This is a genomic window from Paracoccus limosus (assembly GCF_009711185.1).
Classification (GTDB): Bacteria; Pseudomonadota; Alphaproteobacteria; order Rhodobacterales; family Rhodobacteraceae; genus Paracoccus; species Paracoccus limosus.
Genome location: NZ_WMIF01000038.1, coordinates 1 through 21194 on the forward strand (window position 1 = coordinate 1; position 21194 = coordinate 21194).

The window sequence follows — 21194 nt, forward strand, 5'->3', positions numbered from 1 at the left end:
AAACGCAGGCCCGCGTCGGCTGCGCCAGCTGGAAAGCTACGCCGCCACGGGCCTGCTCAACCGCGCGCCAAAGGGGTCACTTTTGGGCGCCGATCGGGGGGGCCGTTTGGATGCCGATTGACAGCCGGGGCTCTCCCGTGCGCCGTGCGCCACGGACGCTGGGATGTCGCCGAGCTGCAGGCAATCATGCGGGGCAGCAAGCCCAAGCCGAGCGAGGAATTCGACCTTTGAGGCAGCAGCGTAAGCCCTATGTCACACGGAAGGCGTCTGGCGGGAAAGTTCGCTGGTATTATCGCCTGACATGGTTCGAGGGCGAGCGGCGCCGGGAGCGGTTTATTCCCCTCCCCGGCCTTCCTGACAGCGCCGAGTTCGACACGGCCTATTGGTCTATCAGATCCGGCAAGAGTGAGGCCACGCAGGCACCGAAAAAGAACACCTGGCGGGAGCTTGTAAGGGCATATCGGGGCAGCGCGGCCTTTCGCAAGCTCGCTCCGAGGACGCAGAAGTCCTATAACGACACGATTGAGTGGATCTTGTCTGTCAATGCCGACAAGGCTGCCGTGGCGCTCACCAAGCAGAAGCTGCGCGCCTTGCACGTCAAATACGGCGACACCCCGAGGAAGGCCGACATGCTGGTGCAGATGGTGTCCATCCTCACCAATTTCGCGCGCGGCCAATTGGAATGGAGCATCGAAAACCCGGCCGAGGGCCTGACCCTTTACGGCAAGCAGCGCGAATATGAGCCATGGCCGGAATGGATGGTAAAGAAGGTGGCGGATGCCCCGGTTATCGTGCGCAGCGCATCAGAGCTGATCCTTGGCACCGGACAGAGACCATCGTCTGCGATAGCCATGCGCCGCGACCAGTTTGTGGGCGAGTGGATGACCGTCACGGACGAAAAGGGCGATGAGAGCTATGAGATCTTCTGCCCGCAGGAGCTGCGAGACTACCTTGCCAGCCTACCAGTGACCGGGCAGCACGTCATCGCCAAGAACTTGACGCAGCCGATGCGCTACGACGCTGTGGAGAAAGCGTTCCGAGCATGGCGTGAGGGATTGGGGGACCGAGCAAAGCCCTTCTCCCTGCACGGTCTGAGGAAACTGGCGATCATCAGGCTCGCCGAGGCGGGCTGCACAGATGCGGAGATCCAGGCCATCACGAACCAGTCGGCGCAGACCGTGGCCTACTATCGCAAGCGCGCAAGCCGCAAAAAGCTGTCTCGCAACGCCATGGAACGGAACGGGGGCAGAACATGAAAGTGGGAACTGATGTGGGAACATTCTCGATAGAATGTTGTGCAATTCTTGATAAGATACTGTTTTTATGGTGCCGGTTGCAGGAATCGAACCCGCGACCTTCTGATTACAAATCAGCTGCTCTACCAGCTGAGCTAAACCGGCCCAAGGATTCGGATAGCGCCTTGTGCGGGCTGGCGCAAGCGGGCGCGTCGGGGAAAGGCCCGGCCGGGCGCGGCCTTCTGCCGGTGGTTGCGCGGGGGGTGTTTTCCCGCCCGGCTTTGGCCGCTACTGTGCGCTGTCGAAGCGAGTCGGAGTTGTCAGCGTATGCAGATCGTCTTTCATTGCGGAGTCCATGGCACCGACCTCTACCGCATGGTCAAGACGCTGATGCAGAACCGCGACTGGCTTTTGGCCAATGGCATCGAGCCCCTGACGCCCAACAAGCACCGCGAGGTCTTTGGCGATGCACTGAACGTGCTGAACGGCGGCGCGGCCACGGCCGAGATGGAACAGGTCATGCTGGACGCGATCCTGGATTCGGACCATCCGAAGCGGGTGATCTGCTCGACCCCGACATTCCTGGGCAAAGCCGACCGGGCGATTTCGCCCGAGGGGCTTTATACCACCGCCGGCGCCAAGATGGCGGCGCTGGCCAATCTGTTTCCCAGTGCCGAGCCCGAGTTCTTTCTGGCGCTCAAGAACCCGGCGACGCTGCTGCCCTTCATCTTTTCGCAAGAGGGCAGCGCCCCCTATGAACAGGTCATGGCCGGCCTGCCGCCCGAGCGGCTGCGTTGGGCCCCGGCTATCCGCGCCATTCAGGCCGCGATCCCCGGCCGGCGTCTGGTGCTGTGGTGCCACGAGGATACGCCGCTGATCTGGCCCGAGGTGGTGCGCCGCGTCGCCACCATGCCCAGCGACGTGCCGCTGAAGGCCGGGCTGCAGGTGCTGGCCGATCTGCTGCAACCCGAGGGCATGCAGATGGTGCGCGACGAACTGGCCCGGCAGGAACGGCTGACCGTGGACAGCCGCCGGGCGGTGTTTTCCGCCGCGCTGGCCAAATACGCCCTGCCCGACCAGATCGAACAAGAGATCGCCCTGCCCGGCTGGACGCAGGATCTGGTCGACCAGATCAGCGATCTTTACGACGAGGACGTGGCCCAGATCGCCGCGCTGCCGGGCGTCGAATTCATCACGCCATGATCGGGGCTAAGCCGCCGGGGCCTGCAATTCGGCGGCCAGCGCCTTGCGGCGGCGGGCCGCCAGGCTGTGACGCAGAAAGAACCGCAACATCTCGCGCGAGGCATCGGGGCCCTTGGGATCGGTAAAGCGGCCCCGGGCCGAGCCGCCCGACCACGCATGGCCCGCACCGCGCACGCTCCAATGCTCGACAAGGGCGCGGCCGGCGCCGACGCGGTCGATGGTCTTGGCATAGCTGCGCCCGCCCGGACTGTGGCCAGCGGCCTGCGACTGGCGCAGCCCAGCATAGGGTTCGCGCGCGCGGATGGCGATCAGCCGGCCGTTGCGCGGATGGACCACGGCGTCATGGCTGCCATGGAATACGATCGTCGGCATCGCCCGCACCAGCCGGGCGCCGGGATTGCCGCGCTGCATCGCCATGACGGCCGAGGTCTGATCCCTAGCCGCGCCCAGCGGCAGGCCTGAATGCGCGCCGACGGCGGCAAAGAGATCGGGATAGCCATGCGCCAGCGCCAGCGCCATCGAGGTCCCCGCCGACAGGCCCGCGACATAGACCCGCGCGGGATCGGCGCCATGCGTCTCGATGATGCGGCGGGTCAGGCTGGCGATGACCGCAGCCTCCCCCTTGCCGCGCGCGGCATTGCCGGCGTCGAACCAGTTCCAGCAGCGGTTGGGATGGGCCTCGCGCGATTGGCCGGGGTAAAGCACCATCACGCCGCTTTCCCGCGCCAGCAGGTTCATGCCGGTGCCGGTGGCGAAATCCTCGGGCGTCTGGCCGCAGCCATGCAGCATGACCACCAGCGGCATCGGCTTGTCCGTCGCGACCCGCCCCGGCTTGAACAGGCGATAGCGCAGGCTGCCCTGCGCGCAATCATGCGTTCCGGTGGAAAAGCTGGCCCGAGACCGGCGCGGCGGCCCCGCAGTTCCCGCCGGCACCACGCCGGGCTTGGCAGGCTTGGCGGGTTTGGCCGGCTTTGCGGGGCTGGTCAGGGCCTTGATCCCCTGCGTGGCCATTTGCACCCAGTCCAGCGCCAGACGCATGCCGGTCAGCCCCGGCGACAGTTTCGCCGCCTTGCCCCGCCGGGCGGGACCTTTGCGGAAAATCCTCATGTCGCGCCCTCGTTTCAGGTCTGGTCGCGCCCGATCCACCGGGCCCGAATCGTGCCGGACCCGCAGGACCGGAACGGCATGGATCGCGCCAGCGCAGCCCCCCTGATCGGGGCAACCCCGGACGGGGCCGGGCAGCTTGCCGGGAAAGATTGGAGCGGGTGAAGGGAATCGAACCCTCGTCATCAGCTTGGGAAGCTGCGGCTCTACCATTGAGCTACACCCGCGGGCCCGGATTTCTTACTGGGTCGGGCGCGATCCTGCAAGGGGGAACTGGCGCGACCCGCTAGAGTGCGCGGGCCCGGTCACGCAGCAGGAATTTCTGCACCTTGCCGGTCGAGGTCTTGGGCAAATCGCCAAAGACCACCGTCCGCGGCACCTTGAATCGCGCCATATTGTCCCGGCAAAAGGCGATCAGCTCCTCGGGCTCCAGCGCGCTGCCGGGTTTCAGCGCGACAAAGGCACAGGGCGTCTCGCCCCATTGCGCATCGGGGCGGGCGACGACCGCCGCCTCCAGCACGGCGGGATGCTTGTAGAGCACATCCTCGACCTCGATCGAGGAGATATTCTCGCCGCCCGAGATGATGATATCCTTGGAGCGGTCCTTGAGCTCGATATAGCCGTCGGGATGCATCACCCCCAGATCGCCCGAGGCGAACCAGCCGCCGCGAAAGCATTTCTCGGTCGCCGAGGGGTTCTTGAGATAGCCGCGCATGACGTTGTTGCCGCGCATGAACACCTCGCCCATGGTCTCGCCATCGGCGGGCACCGGCTCCAGCGTGGCGGGATCGGCGACCATAAGGCCGCCCAAGGCCGGGTTGCGCACACCCTGCCGCGATTTCAGCCGCGCCCGCCCGGTCGGGTCCAGCCCGTCCCATTCGTCCTTCCATGCGCAGACGACCGAGGGGCCATAGGTCTCGGTCAGGCCATAGACATGGGTCAGCTCGACCCCCATCGCTTCGACCGCCGCGATGACCGAGGCCGGCGGCGGCGCGCCCGCGACCATGGCCTTGACCGGATGGTCCAGCGCCCGCAGCTCCTCGGGGGCATTGGCCAGCATGTTCATCACCACCGGCGCGCCGCAGAAATGCGTCACCTGTTCGTCGCGGATCAGCCGGAACACCGGCTCGGCCCGCACTGCGCGCAGACAGACGCAGACCCCGGCATTCAGCGCGATGGTCCATGGAAAGCACCAGCCGTTGCAGTGAAACATCGGCAGGGTCCACAGGTAGCGCGCATGGCGCGGCATGTCCCATGAGATGATATTGGCCATGGCGTTCAGCGCCGCGCCGCGATGGTGATAGACCACGCCCTTGGGATCGCCCGTCGTCCCCGAGGTATAGTTCAGCGAGATCGCGTCCCATTCGTTGGCAGGCATCGGCCAGTCGAAATCCGGGTCGCCCTCGGCCAGCAATGCGTCATAATCCAGATGACCCACCCGCCGCGCCGCGCCGAAGGCCGGGTCAAGGATGTCCACCACCAGAATCTCGCGCCCCGAGATGCGCACCGCGCGCTCGGCCAGTTCGGCGAATTCGGGATCGACGAACAGCGCCTGCGCCTCGCCATGGGTCAGGATGAAGCCCACCGTTTCGGCATCCAGCCGAGTGTTGATCGTATTGAGCACCGCCCCCGCCATCGGCACGGCGAAATGGGCCTCGAACATCTCGGGGATATTGGCGGCCAGCACGGCGACGGTCTGACCCTTGCCGATGCCACGCCCGTTCAGCGCGCTGGCGATGCGGCGGCAGCGGGCATAGGTCTGCGCCCATGTTCGACGCAGCCCGTCATGGACCACCGCAATCGAATCGGGATAGGTCGCGGCGCTGCGTTCCAGAAAGCGCAGCGGCGAAAGCTGCTCGTAATTGGCCGGAACCGCGTCCAGCGCCTGTTCATAGATGGCATAGCCCGTCATGCTGTCCTCTTCCCCTTATGCCTCGGAACGCAGGCTAACCAAGGGCGGCGGCGCTGACCAGATCCTGGTCTGACCGTGCCCGACAGGTCATTGCCGTCGGAAAATATGACAACATCGGTCAGTTCAGGATTGAATGTCCGGGACAAAACCGCAGGCTGTGTCGCAAAGGTCAGCATACGCCGGGAGCTCGAACATGTCAGCGCGCACGCGCCGGATCGCCATTTTCCTTGCCCTGCCCCTGGCAGGCCTGATTCCCGCAATCGCACTGGCCCAGGCCGAAGGCGGGGCCGGCGCGCCGCCGCCCGCCGTCACCGTCGTCACGCTGCATGCCCAGGACGTGCCCCTGACCACCACCCTACCCGGCCGCGTCACTGCCTCGGCCGAGGCAGAGGTGCGCCCGCAGGTCAATGGCATCGTCACCGAGCGGCTGTTCGACGAAGGCCGTATGGTCAAGGTGGGCGACCCGCTGTTCCGCATCGACAAGACCACCTACGAGGCCGCCGTGGCGCAGGCCCAAGCCGCCGTGGCGCAGGCCAAGGCGCAGGCCGACAACGCGGGGCGTGAGGCCGAGCGGGTCGGCGCGCTGCGCGACCGCCGCGTGGCCAGCGAAAGCTCGACCGACACCGCCATCGCCACCCGCGACGCCGCCGACGCCGCCTTGCAGGCCGCACAGGCGCAGCTGCAGACCGCGCAGATCGAACTGGACCGCACCACCATCCGCGCCGAGCTGGACGGGGCCATCGGCCTTGCCCAGACCAGTCAGGGCGCGCTGGTCACCGCAAGTCAGGCGACGCCGCTGGCGGTGATCCGCAAGCTGGACCCGGTGCATGTCGATGTGACGCAATCCGCCGCCGAGGTGATCCGCTGGCGCCGCGAGATGGCCGCGCATGACAGCGACGAGGTGCCGGGCCAGAAGGTCACGCTGCGGCTGGCCGATGGCACGGAATATCCGATCTCGGGCACGCTGACCGCAGCCGAACCCTATGTGAACGAAACCACCGGCGTGGTGACGCTGCGGCTGTCCTTTGCCAATCCCGACCGCATCCTGCTGCCGGGCATGTATGTGCAGGCGGTGGTGCAACAGACCACGGCGCGCAACGTGGTCCTTGCCCCGCAAGAGGGCGTCAGCCGCGACCGCCGTGGCCAGCCGATCGCGCTGGTCGTGAATGCGCAAAATCAGGTCGAGAACCGCGAACTGACCGTGCTGCAGGACATGGGCAATGCTTGGGTGGTCAGCGCCGGGTTGCAGGATGGTGACCGGCTGATCGTCGAGGGCCTGCAAAAGATCGGCGCCGGCATGACCGTGCAACCCGAGGAGCGCGCCGCGGCGGGCGCTGCGGCCGGGACCGGGGCAGCCCCGGCGGCCGGAGCCGGGGACAAGGCCGCACCGGCCCCCGAAACTACACCGGCCCCCGCCCCCGCAGCCGATCCTGCCGCCCAGCCCGCAGCCGAACCGGCCAAGGACGGCGGCCAATCCCCGGATAAAGACGCTTCGAACGGCTGAGGCCGGCCGGAACCAACCCGAACAGGAGCCTGACATGGCGCGCTTTTTCATCGACCGTCCGGTCTTTGCCTGGGTGATCTCGATCCTGATCGTGGGGCTGGGACTTTTGTCGGTGCTGTCGCTGCCGGTCGCGCAATATCCGCAGATCGCGCCACCCACGGTGTCGATCCGCGCCACCTATCCCGGCGCCTCGGCCGATACGGTCGCCAATACCGTGACCCAGATCATCGAACAGCAGATGACCGGGCTGGACGGGCTGCGCTATTTCAACTCCAGCTCCAGCTCGGCCGGCACCTCCTCGACCGAGCTGACCTTCGAGACCGGCACCGATCCCGACATTGCGCAGGTGCAGGTCCAGAACAAGCTGAGCCAGGCCATGGCGCTTTTGCCCGAGGCCGTGCAGCGTCAGGGTGTGACGGTCGAGAAATCCTCGTCGGGCTTTCTGATGGTGGTGGCGCTGATCTCGGACGATGGCCGGCTGGAGCAGGTCGACCTGTCGGACTACATGATCTCGAACCTCGTCAACGACCTCAGCCGGGTCGAGGGCGTGGGCTCGGTGCAGGTGTTCGGCGCGCAATATTCCATGCGCATCTGGCTGGATCCGTCAAAGCTGGCCGCCTATGAGCTGACGCCGGGCGATGTGATCAACGCGGTCTCGGCCGAGAACGCGCAGATCTCGGCTGGCAGTTTCGGCAGCCTGCCCGCGCCCAAGGGCCAGATGCTGAATGCCACCGTGACCGCGCAATCGCTGCTGTCCACGCCCGAGGATTTCGAGCAGATCGTGCTGCGCGCCGAGCCGGACGGCGGTCTGATCCTGCTCAAGGACGTGGCCCGGGTCGAGATCGGCGCCGAAAGCTACACCACCGATGCGCGCTACAACGGCAAGCCCTCGGCCGGGATCGCGATCAGCCTCGCCTCGGGCGCGAACGCGCTGGACACCGCCCAGCGGGTCAAGGACCGCATGGCCGAATTCTCGCGCTTTTTCCCCGAAGGCGTCAGCTATGTCATCCCCTATGACACCACGCCCTTCGTGCTGATCTCGATCGAGGAGGTGGTCAAGACGCTGGCCGAGGCCATCGTGCTGGTGTTCTTCGTCATCCTGCTGTTCCTGCAGAACTGGCGTGCGACGCTGATCCCGACGCTGGCGGTGCCAGTGGTGCTGATGGGCACCTTCGGTATCCTTGCGGCGCTGGGATTCACCATCAACACGCTGACCATGCTGGCCATGGTGTTGGCCATCGGTCTGTTGGTCGATGACGCCATCGTCGTCGTCGAAAACGTCGAGCGCATCATGGAGGAAGAGGATCTGGAGCCGCGCGAGGCCACGCGCAAATCCATGGGCCAGATCACCGGCGCGCTGATCGGCATTGCGCTGGTCCTGTCGGCGGTCTTCGTGCCGATGGCGTTCTTTGGCGGCTCGACGGGGGTGATCTACAAGCAGTTCGCCATCACCATCGCCTCGGCCATGGGCCTGTCGGTGGTCGTCGCGCTGACGCTGACGCCGGCGCTTTGCGCCACGCTTTTGCGCAATGAACACGGCCACAAGACGCGCGGCTTCTTTGGCCTTTTCAACCGCAACTTCGACCGGGTGATGCATGGCTATGGCGGCTGGGTGGCGTGGATCATCCGCCGGCCGCTGCGCATGATGCTGATCTATCTGGGCATCGGCGCCGCCGTGGTGATGCTGTTCCTGCGCACGCCCACCGGCTTTCTGCCCGACGAGGATCAGGGCATCATGTTCGTGCTGATCCAGGGCCCGACCGGCGCCACGACCGAACGCACCAATGCCGTCGTCGATCAGGTCCGCGACTATTTCGTGAAGAACGAATCCGAGAATGTCGATTCCATGTTCGGCGTTGCCGGCTTCAGCTTTGCCGGCGCCGGCCAGAACATGGGCATCGCCTTTGTCCGGCTGAAGGACTGGAAGGACCGGCCCCGCCCCGACCAATCGGTGCAGGCCATCGCCGGCCGCGCCTTTCCGGCGATGATGGCCATCCGCGACGCCATGGTGTTCCCGATCGTGCCGCCCTCGGTGATCGAACTCGGCAACGTCTCGGGCTTTGACTTCTACCTGCAGGCGCGTGGCGGGCAGACGCATGAGCAATTGCTTGATGCGCGCAACCAGCTTCTGGGCATGGCCGGGCAGGACGGCCGCATCGCCTCGGCCCGTCCCAACGGGCTGGAGGACGCGGCGCAATACAATCTTGATATCGACTGGCGCAAGGCGGGCGCGATGGGGGTTTCGGCCAATGATGTCGGCAGCCTGCTGTCGGTCGCCTGGGCCGGGCGCTATGTCAACGACTTCATCGACCGCGGCCGCATCAAGCGCGTCTATGTGCAGGGCGAATCCGACAGCCGCGCCCTGCCCACCGACATCGAGAAATGGCGCGTGCGCAACAGCTCGGGCGGGCTGGTGCCGTTCTCCAACTTTGCCGATGGCCGCTGGAGCTACGGGCCGCAGGGTCTTTACCGCTACAACGGCGTGCCCGCGATGCAGATTCAGGGCAGCCCGGCGCCGGGCGTGTCCTCGGGCGAGGGGATGACCGCGATCAGCGAACTGGCCGGCAAGCTGCCCGACGGGTTCGACATCGCCTGGACCGGCCTTTCGCTGGAGGAACAGCAGGCCGGCAGCCAGACGACACTGCTGTATTCGCTGTCGCTGGCGGTGGTGTTCCTGTGCCTTGCGGCGCTTTACGAAAGCTGGTCGATCCCCTTTGCGGTCATGCTGGCCATGCCGATCGGGGTGCTGGGCGCGCTGGTCGGGGCGTGGCTGGGCAAGTTCGACAATGGCGTGTTCTTTCAGGTCGGCCTGCTGACCGTGATCGGCCTGACCGGCAAGAACGCCATCCTGATCGTGGAATTCGCCCGCGAGCAGGTCGAGCAGCATGGCAAGCCGCTTTACGAGGCGGTGATCGAGGCCGCGCGCCAGCGTTTCCGCCCGATCATGATGACCTCGGTCGCCTTCTCGCTGGGCGTGCTGCCGCTGGTGCTGTCGACCGGGGCCGGCGCCAATGGCCGCAACACCATCGGCGCCACCGTGCTGGGCGGCACCGTGGCGGCCACCGTTCTGGGCGTGCTTTTCGTGCCGCTGTTCTTCGTGATCGTGCGCCGGCTGATGGGCGGCAATAGCGCCGTCGCTGCCCCTGCCCAGCCCGCGCAGGGCTGAACCGCCTGCCCCGCGACCGGGGCCCGAAGCGCTTGCCCCAGGATCGGGGCCGAATTGCTTGCCCCAAGATCGGGGCGGGCCTAATCTGACACAGGGAGAGCCGCCGTTTCGCGGCGGAGGAGGAGGATGGACGCGACCGGCCAGATCGGTGCCTTTGGCGACCCGTCTGCAAAGGACAGGCCGCAGCGGCCCGCCATGCGGCTGCGGGCCATCGCGCTGACCGGATCGGCGACGGCCTGGCTGGCGACCTTTGCCATCACGCTGGTAGTGGTTCTGGGCAATGCCCGCGACTCGGTGCGCGAGGAAACCGACTCGGCCTTTCGCATGGCCAGCGCGGTTGCGACCATGCGGCTGCCGACCGCGTTCGAGCGCAGGGACGTGATGGCCGAGGCGGCGCGCATCGCCGTGGACATCCGCGGCCAGCGCCATGTCACCGCCGAGCTGCGCGACCGCAGCGGCCGCGCGGTCGAATTGCCCCCCGCCCCCGGTCCCGAACATCCCGCGCCGCGCTGGATCGCCGATCTGCTGCGCCCCGAGCCGCGCTCGGACCTGATCCCGGTCACGCAATATCCCAATGTGCTGGGCGTGCTGGAGATCCGCACCGAACCCTCGGACGAGATCGCCGAGGCCTGGCAGGATCTGCGTGTTTTGCTGCCGATGCTGGCTGTGATGGCGCTGGTCGCAATCGGCGTCACCATGGCGGTGACCGGGCTGGTGCTGCGCCGGCTGGGCCTGCTGGGCGCGGCGCTCGAGCAGATGCGGCAGGGTCGGCTGGACGAACGCGCGCCCCGCGCCGGGCTGGCCGAGCTGGACCGGCTGACCGAGGATGTGAACGCACTGGCCGCACATCTGGCCCGCGAGCGCGCCGAGAACCGCCGCCTGCAGGCCCGGATGATGACGCTGGCCGAGGCCGAGCGCGCCCGCATCGCAAGCGATCTGCATGACGAGATCGGGCCTCAGCTTTTCGCGCTGCAGGCCGCCTTGGGTCAGGCTGCGCGCCACCGCCCCGAGCCCGAACTGGCCGAGACGCTTTCAGCCATCGACCGCCACGCCGCCGCCATCCGTAAAAGCGCCCGCGCCGCCATCGACGACCTGCGCCTGTCGCCGACCGAAGGCATCAGCCTGGTGGACACCGTGCAAGAGCTGCTGCTGGAATTTCAGGACATGGCGCCAGAGGTCGAGCTGGCTCTGGACGCCCCGCCGGAACTGCCCGAACCCGACGAGGCCGGGCAGATCGCGCTTTACCGTTTCCTGCGCGAAAGTGTGCTGAATGCGCTGCGCCATGCCGCGCCGCGTCGCGTGCGGGTCGAGTTGCAAGGCGATGACGGCGCGCTGACCGCGCGGGTGTGCGACGACGGCACCGGGCCTGCGGCGCTGTCGGGCAAGCGCGGCCTTGGCCAGACCGGAATGCGCGACCGCGCCACAGCGCTTGGCGCAAGCTATCAGCCCCCGCGCCGGCAGGCCGGCTGGACCATCACCGAATTCAGGATACCGCAAGCATGACCCACCCGGCCCTGTCAGATCCGCAGACCGCCGCCCCCGAGGATTTGGGCCAAGGGCGGTTGCGCGTGCTGATCGTGGACGATCATCCCGTGGTGGCCGAAGGCTGGGGGCGCATCACCCAGGGGCGGCTGGATTGCGAGGTGATCCCCGCCGCCTCGCCTCGGGCCGGGTTCCGCGCGTGGCGGCGGCAGCGCCCCGATGTGATGGTGGTCGATCTGACCATGGGCGAAGCAAAGCTCGCCGGAGTGCGGCTGATCGAACGCATGCGCGCCGCAGGTGCCGATCTGCCGGTGCTGGTCTTTACCATGCACCGCAGCCCCGTCACCGCGCGCCGCGCACTGCAAGCCGGCTGCAATGGCATCATCATGAAGGACTCGCCCTCGGACGAGATCTGCGCAGCGCTGATGCAGGTGGCGGCCGGCGGCGATTACGTCCCCGCCGACATCGCACGCAAGATCGCGCTGATGGAGCGGCCCGGCTCGGCCCTGGCCCGGCCGCGCCTGACCCCGCGCGAGCTGAACATCCTCAGTTCCATCGCTGAGGGCCTGTCCTATCGCGAGATCGCCGAACGCGCCCAGATCAGCTACAAGACCGTCGCGAATGTCAGCCAGACGCTCAAGGACAAGCTGGGCGCAGGCAGTTTTGCCGATCTGGTGGTCAAGGCGATCCGCCATCTGGATGAAACGGCGGACGGGTTCTAGGCCATGGTGCGCGCTTCGGGCAGCCAGCCGCCTTTGCGCCCCGAGCCGGCCGCCGCGCCCCGCTTTCCGGCCAAGCGGCCGCTGATCGGCACGCGCATCCGCGAAAGGCGGCTTTCGCTGGGCTGGCGCCAGACCGAGGTGGCGCGGCGGGCCGAGATTTCGGCCGCCTATCTGAACCTGATAGAACACAACCGTCGCCCCGTCGGCACCGAGCTGTTGAACCGGCTGGCCGAGGCATTGCAGATTGACGCGGCCGAGCTGACCTCGGACCGCGAGGAGGTGCTGATCTCGGGCCTGCGCGAGGCGGCGGCGCTGGCCGATGACCAATCGATCCCCGTCGAGCTGGAGCAGATCGGCGAATTCGCCGCGCGCTTTCCCGGCTGGGCCAATGCGCTGGCCTTGGCCAGCCGGCGCGCCGACACGCTGGAGCGGCGGCTGGTGGCGCTGTCGGACCGCATGACGCGCGACCCCTATCTGCTGACCACGCTGCACGAGGTGCAATCGGCGGTGACGGCGGTGCGCTCGACCGCCTCGATCCTGGCCGAGACGCCCGATATCGACGAAAGCTGGCGGGCGCGGTTCCACGCCAATCTGGACGGTGACAGCCAGCGCCTGTCGCGCACCGCGCAATCGCTGGTCGCCTATCTCGACACGTTCGAGGACGATGCCGTGCCGATGTCACCGCAAGAAGAGGTCGAGGCATGGATCGCCGCCGGCCAGCCCGACCCCGCCGATGCGCCGACACTGGCCTCGGATGCGGCGCGGGCAATGGCGGGCGAATTGCAGCTGGCACAGGACCGCGACCGGCGGCTGCTGCCCGATGCCGAGCTGGCCTCGACCGCCGATGCCCTGAAACTGCTGGATCCGGCGGCGCTGGCGGCGCGGCTGGGCCGGCCGCTGGATCTGGTGCTGCGCCGGCTGGGCGTGCTGCGGCCCGGGCTTTGGGCGCAATCGGGGCTGGTGATCTGCGACGGCTCGGGCGCGCCGCTGTTTCGCCGCGCGCCCCCGGGGTTCGAGCTGCCGCGCCCCGGCGAGGGCTGCGCGCTTTGGCCGCTGTTCGAGGCGCTGGCCCAGCCGCAACTCCCGGTGCAGCGTCTGGTCGAGACCCCGGGCGGCGCGCGCTATCTGGCATGGGCGGTGGCCGAGCGGCTGCTGCCCATGGGGTTCGGCGGCCCGGCACTGAGCCGCGCGCAGATGCTCTTGGTGCCCGCCGAGGCGCAGGACGACAGGCGCGAGGCGCTGGCCGTCGGCCCGGCCTGCCGGATCTGCCCGCGCCCCGCCTGCCCGGCCCGGCACGAGCCCTCGATTCTGGGGCCGCTGTGATGGCGGGGTTGCGGCTGCGCACCCGCCGGCTGTTTCTGGACCGCCGCGCCTATCGCCGACGCCGGATGATCGAGGCGACGCGGCTGGTGCCGGTGCTGCTGGCCTTGGCGGTGGTGCTGCCACCCCTGTGGCTGCCGCAGCGGTTCAGCTTTGCCGGCGGCACGCTGTGGCTGGCGGTGGGCTGGCTTACTGCCATCGTCGCGACGGCAGCCCTGAACCGGGCCATCGGCGCCATCCCCGTGACGGAGGACGAGGATGACGCCTGAGACGCTGGGCGCCGCCGCCGTCGCCTATGTCGCCGCGATGTTCCTGCTGGCCCATGCCGCCGACCGCGCGGCGGCGGCAGGGCGCTGGCGCTGGATGAACCGGCCGCTGGTCTATACGCTGTCGCTGTCGGTCTATTGCTCGGCATGGACCTTTTACGGCGCGGTCGGCTATGCCACCCGCTCGGGGCTTGAATTCCTGACCATCTACCTTGGACCGGGCATCGTCTTTGCCGGCGCATGGTGGGGGCTGCGCCATCTGGTCCGGGTGGCGCGGATGCACCGCATCACCTCGATCGCCGACCTGATCTCCAGCCGCTTTGGCAAATCGGCGGGGCTGGCGGCGCTGGTGACGCTGATCTCGGTGATGGCGGCCACGCCCTATATCGCGCTGCAGCTGCAATCGGTGTCCATGGCGCTGTCGGCATTCGCCGCGCCGGGCAGTCCGCTGCCCGATGCGGTGCCGCTGTGGACCGGGCTGGGGCTGGCGGCATTCGCCATCCTGTTCGGCACCCGCCATCTGGCCGCGGATGAGCGTCACCATGGCGTCGTCATCGCCATCGCGGTCGAGGCGGTGGTCAAGCTCGCGGCCTTTGCCGCCGTCGGGGCCTATGTGCTGTGGGGTCTGGCCGACGGACCGGCCGACGTGCTGGAGCGTATCGACCGCATGGCCGACGCCCCCGAGGGCGCGGGCTGGCTGATCAAGCCCGACCGCTGGCTGGTGCTGATCGCACTGTCGGGGGGCGCGGTGCTGGCACTGCCGCGCATGTTCCATGTCATGGTGGTCGAGGCCGCCGATGACGACCGCCTGCGCCATGCCGGCTGGGCCTTTCCGCTGTATCTGTGCCTGATGTCGTTTCTGGTGCTGCCGATCGCCGTGGTCGGACGCGACCTGCTGCCCTCAGGCTCGAATCCCGATCTGCATGTGCTGGCGCTGCCGCTGTCGCAGGGGCAGGACACGCTGGCGGCCTTTGTGTTTCTGGGCGGGTTTTCCTCGGCCATGTCGATGGTGGTGGTCAGCGCCATCGCGCTGTCGACGATGATGGCCAACCATTGGCTGGTGCCCTGCTGGCTGCGCCTGCGCCAGCCTGCCGCCGCCCCTGCCGAGGCCGAACGCCGCCAGCTGCCGCAGGACGACCTGCGCCGGATGATGCTGAACGCACGCCGGCTGGCGATTCTGGCCACCATCGGCTGCGGCTGGGCCTATCTGCGCCTGTCGGGCGGCACCTCGGCGCTGGCGGTCATGGGCATCGTGGCCTTTTCCGGCATGGCGCAGGTGCTGCCCTCGCTGATCGCGGGGCTGTGCTGGCGCGGCGCGACCCGGCGCGGCGCCATGGCCGGCATCGCCTCGGGCTCGCTGATCTGGCTGCTGCTGGTCTATCTGCCCTCGCTGGGGCTGGCGGCCACGCCGGGGATGCCGGCCGGCATCGACCCCTTTGCCGGTGCCGTCCTGCTGGCGCTGGCGGTCAACACCGGGCTTCTGGTGCTGGTCTCGCTGGTCGATTTCCCCAATCCGGTCGAAAGGTTACAGGCGCTGTCCTTTGTCCACGCCATCGCCCCCGACAGCTCGCCCGCCGAAGCCGGCAATGGCAGCGGCGCCGAGGCGCTGCTGACGCTGGCCGGCCGGCTCTGGGGCAGTGAACAGGCGCTGCAGGTCTTTGGCAGCGCGGCGGCCGATCAGGGCAAATCGGGCTATCTGCCGGACCTGACGCCGCGCTTTCTGGCCGATCTGGAACGCGAGATGGCCGGCACGGTCGGCGCGGCCACCGCCAGCGCGCTGATGGGCCGCGTGGCCGGGCGCGGCGGCGTGACCGTGGCCGATCTGATGGAGGTCGCGGGCGAGGTCAGCGAGGCGCGCGCCGACAACCAGCGTCTGGCCGCCGCCAGCGCCGAGCTGGCCCGCACCGCCCGCAAGCTTCAGGAAAGCAACGAGAAATTGCGCGTTCTGTCGAACCAGAAGGACGCCTTTCTGGGCCAGATCAGCCATGAGCTGCGCACGCCGATGACCGCGATCCGCGCCTTTTCCGAGATCCTGATGGAGCCCGGCCTGCCCGGTGCCGACCGGGCACGCTTTGCCTCGATCATCCATGACGAAAGCGGGCGGCTGACCCGGCTGATCGAGGAACTGCTGGATCTGGCGGTGCTGGAAAGCGGGCGCGCGCGGCTGCGACCGGGGGTGGTCAACCTCAATACCCTGCTGGAACGCGCGCTGGTGGCGGCGCGCGCCGTCTCGGCGGGGCGCGATTTCGTGCTGCTGCGCGATCCGCCCTCGGAACATGTCATGGTGATCACCGATCCTGACCGGTTGTTGCAGGTGCTGATCAATCTGATCGCCAATGCTCGCAAATATTGCCGCGCCGAACAGCCCGAGTTGCGCATAGCCGTGCGCCAGTCGCGCAGCGGCATGACCGAGATCGACATCATCGACAATGGTGGCGGCATCGCCCCGGCACAGCAGGCGCTGATCTTCGAGAAATTCTCGCGCCTCGATGACAGCGGACGCGCGGGCGGCGCCGGGCTGGGGCTGGCCATTTGCCGCGAGATCATGGAGTTTCTGGGCGGCGCCATCGCCTATCTGCCGGGTCAGGGTGGTGCCGCCTTTCGCGTCACCCTGCCGCGCCGGCCCCCCGGACCGGCCACGGAAGGCACGGAAAGCTCCGCGCTGCGGCCGGCATAAACCATTTCGCAACCTGTGTTTGCAATCTTGGCCCAAAGACGGATGTTGATTCGGACCGGGTATGGACAGCGCAGATCAGAAACCGCAGACACAGGCTGGCAATGGGCTGGTGCTGCACCGCATGATCGCCGAGCGCGAGCGAAAGCACGCGCCCCAGCAATGCGCCGCCGCTGCGGCGGTCGAGGTCAGTCTGGAGCGGGCGGCGGCCACGGCGCTGGGGCGCGCGGCGGAACGGCTCTACAAGCTGCCGGTCTATGTCGAAAAGGTCGAACTGTCGCCAGTCAGCCTGTCCGAACTGCCCGAACTGCTGCCCGAACGCGCCTTGCTGGCGGTGGTCGAGGCGCCGCGCGACCGGCTAGGCATGATGGCGATCTGCCCGGCCCTGCTGACCTCGCTGATCGAGATGCAGGCCCTGGGCCGCCTGACCACGCGCAAGCCGGTGCCGCGCCGCGCGACCCGCACCGATGCCACGATCTCGGCCGATTTCGTCAACCTGCTGCTGGCTGAACTGGGCCGTGAATTGGGCGGGCGCGCCGGCTGCCCGGCCTTCGCCGATTTCCGCTATGCCACCTATCTGGACGATCCGCGCCCGCTGGCGCTGGTGCTGGACGACACGCCGATGGCGCGGCTCAGCCTGCGCTTTCGCATCGGTCCGACAGGCAAGCGCGACGGCCATCTGACCATGGCCTTGCCGGTGCTGGCCGCTGCCGAACGCGCGGGCGCGACCCCGGCGACCCATGCCCTTGCGCCCCCCGGCGCGGCGACCCCGGCCCCGCCGCCCGAACCGGTCGCGCCCCCCGACCTGACGGCGGCGGTTCAGGACGCGCCGATCCGGCTCTTTGGCGTGCTTTGCCGGCGCAGCTTCAGCCTTGGCGCGCTGCGCGAACTTGGCGCCGGCGCGCTGCTGCCGCTGGGCCCGAATGTGCTGGACGAGGCGCGGCTGGAAACCGGCAGCGGCCAACTGGTCGCACGCGGCCGATTGGGCGAGGCCGAGGGCTATCACGCCATCCGTCTGGCCCGCCGCACCACGGGCGAGGCCGATGCCCCGATCCCCGGAACCGCCGATGACGGGCTGATCGGCGACATCGACCATCACGACCCCTTCCGCCCCGGCGCCGGCGTGACCGCGCTGCGCGCCTGAGCGTGCGCGATCGGCCATGCTCGCAGGCGCCGATCCGGGGTTTGCGCGGGTTCGCTGCGGGCCCGAAAGGCGCAAAACCGGGTCGTTCGGACCCCGGATCGGCCGCCCGGGTCAGATTCCCCTTGAAAAATCGGGCTGCGGGTCGCATGTAGCCCTCGCCCGCCACAGGGCGTGCCACCCCCACAGGAGAAGACATGGCCAAGGAAGAAATGCTCGAATTTCCCGGCGTCGTGAAGGAACTCCTGCCCAATGCGACATTCCGGGTCGAGCTTGAAAACGGCCATGAGATCATCGCACATATGGCAGGAAAGATGCGCAAGAACCGCATCCGTGTTCTGGCCGGCGACAAGGTTCAGGTGGAAATGAACACCTATGACCTGACCAAGGGACGGATCAATTACCGATTCAAGTGACGTTCGGCCGGCATCGCAGACGCGAGGCCCCGAACCAAGGCAGGCTTGCATGACCCATCCCGATGCCCCCCGCCCGGATCATCCCGCCGGCGGGGCTTCTGCCGTTCCGGGCCGGCTGATCCTCGGCTCGGCCAGCCCGCGCCGGCTGGAACTGCTGGCACAGATCGGCATCCGGCCCGATGCCATCCTGCCCGCCGATATCGACGAGACCCCGCGCCGGGGCGAGGATGCGCGCGACTATACCGCGCGCATGGCCCGCGAGAAGGCCATGGCGATCGCGGAACGCGCGCAGGGCACCATCCTTTGCGCCGATACCTCGGTGGTGGCCGGGCGTCAGATCCTCGGCAAGCCCGCCGATGCCGATGAGGCGGCGCGGTTCCTGCGCCTGCTCTCGGGCCGGCGCCACCGCGTGCTGACCGCCGTGGCCCTGCATCACGGCGGCAGGCTGCACGAGCGTCTCGTCCCGACCACGATCCGGCTGCGGCCGCTGTCTGCGGCCGAGATCCAGGCCTATGTCGCCTCGGGCGAATGGCAGGGCAAGGCCGGCGGCTATGGCATTCAGGGCCGCGCCGGCAGTTTCGTTCTTTGGCTGCAAGGCAGCTACAGCGCCGTCGTTGGCCTGCCGCTGGCCGAAACGGCCATGCTGCTGGCCCATGCCGGCATCAGCGAAGGAGCCAGACCATGAAGGGTCGTCAGGTCGTTTTGGGGCAGATCTTTGGCCGCGAGGCCGCCGCGCTGATGGTCGATGGCCGGCTTGAGGATTTGCTGATCGACCCGGCCGAGGCCGTGCCCTTGGCCCCCGGCGCGATCTGCCGCGCCAAGGTGGATCGGCTGGTCAAGGGTCAGGGCGGCGTTTTTCTGCGCCTGCCCGAAGGCGCGCGCGGCTATCTGCGCGACCGCAGCGGCTTGCGCGAGGGGCAGGTCCTGCTGGTGCAGGTCTCGGGTAGCGCCGAAGAGGGCAAGGCGATCCCGGTCAGTTCGCGGCTCAGCTTTCGCGGCCGCCATGTCATCGTCACGCCCGGCGCGCCGGGGGTGAATGTTTCGCGCCGGATCCGCGACGACGAGCTGCGCGAGGCCCTGACCGCAGCCGGCGAAGCCGCGCTGGCCGAATTGCCGCAGCCGCCGGGACTGGTGTTCCGCAGCTGCGCCGCCAATGCCGAATTCGACGAGATCACCGAAGAACTGGCCGGCCTGCTGGAACTGGCGGGCGCGGTCACCGCTGATGGCGACGGCCCGGTGGAATTGCTGCTGGACGCGCCCTCGCCCGCCGAAGCCGCGTGGCAGGACTGGGCCGATCCCGCACCGGATGCCGTCGAGGACGGGCCCGACGCCTTTGTGCAATCGGGCGCCACCGATGCGGTCGAGGCGCTGCTGAGCCCGCGCGTCGATCTGGGCGGCGGCGCATGGGCCGAGATCGAATCGTTGCGTGCGCTGGTCGCGGTCGACGTGAATACCGGCTCGGACCATTCGCCGGCCGCCGGGCTCAAGGCCAATATCGCGCTGGCCCGCGACCTGCCCCGCCAGCTGCGGCTGCGCGGGTTTGGTGGCCAGATCGTGGTCGATTTCGCCCCGATGCCCAAGCGCGACCGGGGCACGCTGGAACAGACCCTGCGCGCCGCCTTCAAGCCCGAGCCGGCCGAGACCGTGCTGGTCGGCTGGACGGCGATGGGTCTGTTCGAGATCAGCCGCAAGCGCGACCGCCTGCCGCTGAGCCGCCTTGCACAGGTGCAGCCGTGAGCTGCCCGATCTGCGGCAAGGAGACGGTGCCTGAATACCGCCCCTTTTGCTCGCGCCGCTGCGCCGACGTGGATCTGGCGCATTGGCTGCGCGGTGCTTACCGCATTCCCGCCGAGCCGGCCGAGCCAAATGAAGAAGAGCGATAAAATTCTGTTTTTCGCTCTGGACACCGCCCCACGACTGGCCTAGTTACGCGCCAGCCGAAAGCAAAAAGGCTCAGGCGCCCGGATAGCTCAGTTGGTAGAGCAGCGGATTGAAAATCCGCGTGTCGGTGGTTCGAATCCGCCTCCGGGCACCATCTTTTCAAAGACATAGCTGTTACTGCTCCATTAGGGGTATCACTCACGGTATCAGTTTCTCGTTCTGGTCCTGTTCTGTTCATTGGCGTTTCTCCCGCGCCTGTCGCGCTCGCATTTCCTGCCGCGCCTCGCCCGCATACTTGGCGATCATGGCTTTCGTGGCGTGGCCGCTATAGGCGGCTATCTCGTCGTCATCACAGCCTGCCCATGCCAATTCCTTGATGCTGCGATAGCGCAGGGCGTGCAGGTCGTAGGCTTCCAGCCCGAGGCGCAGGCGCTCTTTCCGCATGACCTTTGCCATGTAAAAATAGGTCATCGGGTTGCCGTTGGGCTGGGTCAGAATCGGACGGGCCGCAATCGGCGTCGCGCCCAGGGCCAGCTTCGCCTGTTCCAGTGCCGCCTTGAGCGCCGAAGTGCATGGCAGGATCAGGGGTTTGTCAGTCTTGCCCTGCCGCAGTCGCAGCATGTCTCCGTCATAATCGCCCCAAGTGAAGCGTAGCCAGTCGCTCGGGCGCTGGACGCTGCCCACGCCGATCTCAAAGATCAGACGGCATAGCTCGCTGGCCTCGGTCCGGAATTTCTCTACTGCCCAATCCGGCCAGGGCAGATGCTCGCGCTGCCGCTCGACAGGGGTCTTGAGCGCCCGAACACCTTTTGCCGGGTTGTTCTGGATCCAGCCCAGATCAATGGCGTGCTCGCAGAGAACGACCAGCATCTGGGGGATGTAGTTCGCAAAGCGGGTGCGGTGCGCGTTGGCCTTCTGCGCCCCGATCACATCGGCCCGCGTCAGCGCCTTCACGTCGCGGGTGCCGATCTTCTCGCGCAGATAATCCATCACCTTGTCATAGTCCTGCCGGGTGCGCGGCTTGAGGCCAGTCCAGCGGTCGGATGTCAATCGGCATCCAAACGGCCCCCCCGATCGGCGCCCAAAAGTGACCCCTTTGGCGCGCGGTTGAGCAGGCCCGTGGCGGCGTAGCTTTCCAGCTGGCGCAGCCGACGCGGGCCTGCGTTTC

Annotated in this window: 17 protein-coding genes and 3 tRNA genes; 15 read left to right on the forward strand and 5 right to left on the reverse strand. The window is 67.9% G+C overall.

Annotation, left to right across the window (positions count from 1 at the left end):
• Positions 1–227: 227 nt before the first annotated feature.
• Positions 228–1256 (forward strand): tyrosine-type recombinase/integrase, encoded by a 1029-nt coding sequence (locus tag GL279_RS17560; RefSeq protein ID WP_170294015.1) that lies wholly within the window; start codon positions 228–230, stop codon positions 1254–1256.
• A gap of 68 nt (positions 1257–1324) precedes the next feature.
• On the opposite strand, the gene GL279_RS17565 is transcribed toward GL279_RS17560, so the two are convergent.
• Positions 1325–1400, reverse strand: a tRNA-Thr gene (locus GL279_RS17565).
• 162 nt (positions 1401–1562) lie between these two features.
• Between GL279_RS17565 and GL279_RS17570 the strand changes: the two genes are divergently transcribed.
• Positions 1563–2438: a hypothetical protein gene (locus GL279_RS17570; RefSeq protein ID WP_155065927.1), complete on the forward strand. Its 876-nt coding sequence runs from the start codon at positions 1563–1565 to the stop codon at positions 2436–2438.
• Positions 2439–2444: 6 nt separating this feature from the next.
• Here the strand turns inward: GL279_RS17570 and GL279_RS17575 are convergent, their stop codons facing one another.
• The 3 genes from GL279_RS17575 to GL279_RS17585 form a co-directional block, all read right to left on the reverse strand.
• Positions 2445–3545: an extracellular catalytic domain type 1 short-chain-length polyhydroxyalkanoate depolymerase gene (locus tag GL279_RS17575; protein ID WP_170294016.1), complete on the reverse strand. Its 1101-nt coding sequence runs from the start codon at positions 3543–3545 to the stop codon at positions 2445–2447.
• 150 nt (positions 3546–3695) lie between these two features.
• Positions 3696–3769, reverse strand: a tRNA-Gly gene (locus GL279_RS17580).
• Between the two features lie 59 nt (positions 3770–3828).
• Positions 3829–5454 carry an acyl-CoA synthetase gene (locus GL279_RS17585; RefSeq protein WP_155065929.1) on the reverse strand — a complete coding sequence of 542 codons (1626 nt, stop codon included), beginning with the start codon at positions 5452–5454 and terminating at the stop codon, positions 3829–3831.
• 193 nt (positions 5455–5647) lie between these two features.
• Here GL279_RS17585 and GL279_RS17590 point away from each other — a divergent pair, with 193 nt between their 5' ends.
• The 13 genes from GL279_RS17590 (at position 5648) to GL279_RS17650 (ending at position 20180) form a co-directional block, all read left to right on the forward strand.
• Complete coding sequence (locus tag GL279_RS17590; RefSeq protein WP_155065930.1) at positions 5648–6958, forward strand: efflux RND transporter periplasmic adaptor subunit; 1311 nt, start codon at positions 5648–5650, stop codon at positions 6956–6958.
• A gap of 34 nt (positions 6959–6992) precedes the next feature.
• Positions 6993–10124 (forward strand): efflux RND transporter permease subunit, encoded by a 3132-nt coding sequence (locus GL279_RS17595; RefSeq protein WP_155065931.1) that lies wholly within the window; start codon positions 6993–6995, stop codon positions 10122–10124.
• A 126-nt stretch (positions 10125–10250) separates the two neighbouring features.
• Positions 10251–11627 (forward strand): sensor histidine kinase, encoded by a 1377-nt coding sequence (locus GL279_RS17600; RefSeq protein WP_155065932.1) that lies wholly within the window; start codon positions 10251–10253, stop codon positions 11625–11627.
• On the forward strand, positions 11624–12328 hold the full coding sequence (locus tag GL279_RS17605; RefSeq protein ID WP_155065933.1) for a response regulator transcription factor: 705 nt from the start codon (positions 11624–11626) through the stop codon (positions 12326–12328). The genes GL279_RS17600 and GL279_RS17605 overlap by 4 nt, the downstream gene beginning before the upstream one ends.
• Positions 12329–12331: 3 nt before the next feature.
• On the forward strand, positions 12332–13651 hold the full coding sequence (locus GL279_RS17610; protein ID WP_155065934.1) for a helix-turn-helix transcriptional regulator: 1320 nt from the start codon (positions 12332–12334) through the stop codon (positions 13649–13651).
• On the forward strand, positions 13651–13917 hold the full coding sequence (locus GL279_RS17615) for a hypothetical protein (RefSeq protein ID WP_155065935.1): 267 nt from the start codon (positions 13651–13653) through the stop codon (positions 13915–13917). The genes GL279_RS17610 and GL279_RS17615 overlap by 1 nt, the downstream gene beginning before the upstream one ends.
• A complete protein-coding gene (locus GL279_RS17620; protein WP_155065936.1) occupies positions 13907–16591 on the forward strand; it encodes an ATP-binding protein in 2685 nt (894 codons plus the stop codon). The genes GL279_RS17615 and GL279_RS17620 overlap by 11 nt, the downstream gene beginning before the upstream one ends.
• Positions 16592–16652: 61 nt before the next feature.
• The gene (locus tag GL279_RS17625) at positions 16653–17732 is read left to right on the forward strand and encodes a FliM/FliN family flagellar motor C-terminal domain-containing protein (protein ID WP_155065937.1); all 1080 of its coding nucleotides are present in this window, start codon (positions 16653–16655) and stop codon (positions 17730–17732) included.
• A gap of 194 nt (positions 17733–17926) precedes the next feature.
• Entirely contained in the window at positions 17927–18145 is a 219-nt protein-coding gene (gene infA, locus GL279_RS17630) for a translation initiation factor IF-1 (protein WP_010397442.1), read from the forward strand.
• Between the two features lie 49 nt (positions 18146–18194).
• Positions 18195–18830: a Maf family protein gene (locus GL279_RS17635; RefSeq protein WP_155065938.1), complete on the forward strand. Its 636-nt coding sequence runs from the start codon at positions 18195–18197 to the stop codon at positions 18828–18830.
• A complete protein-coding gene (locus GL279_RS17640; RefSeq protein ID WP_155065939.1) occupies positions 18827–19882 on the forward strand; it encodes a ribonuclease E/G in 1056 nt (351 codons plus the stop codon). Before GL279_RS17635 ends, GL279_RS17640 begins: the two co-directional genes overlap by 4 nt.
• 26 nt (positions 19883–19908) lie before the next feature.
• The gene (gene yacG / locus GL279_RS17645) at positions 19909–20028 is read left to right on the forward strand and encodes a DNA gyrase inhibitor YacG (RefSeq protein WP_343039850.1); all 120 of its coding nucleotides are present in this window, start codon (positions 19909–19911) and stop codon (positions 20026–20028) included.
• Positions 20029–20104: 76 nt separating this feature from the next.
• Positions 20105–20180: transfer RNA gene (locus tag GL279_RS17650), tRNA-Phe, on the forward strand.
• Positions 20181–20260: 80 nt separating this feature from the next.
• Here the strand turns inward: GL279_RS17650 and GL279_RS17655 are convergent.
• The gene (locus GL279_RS17655; RefSeq protein ID WP_246175379.1) at positions 20261–21076 is read right to left on the reverse strand and encodes a tyrosine-type recombinase/integrase; all 816 of its coding nucleotides are present in this window, start codon (positions 21074–21076) and stop codon (positions 20261–20263) included.
• Positions 21077–21194 lie beyond the last annotated feature (118 nt).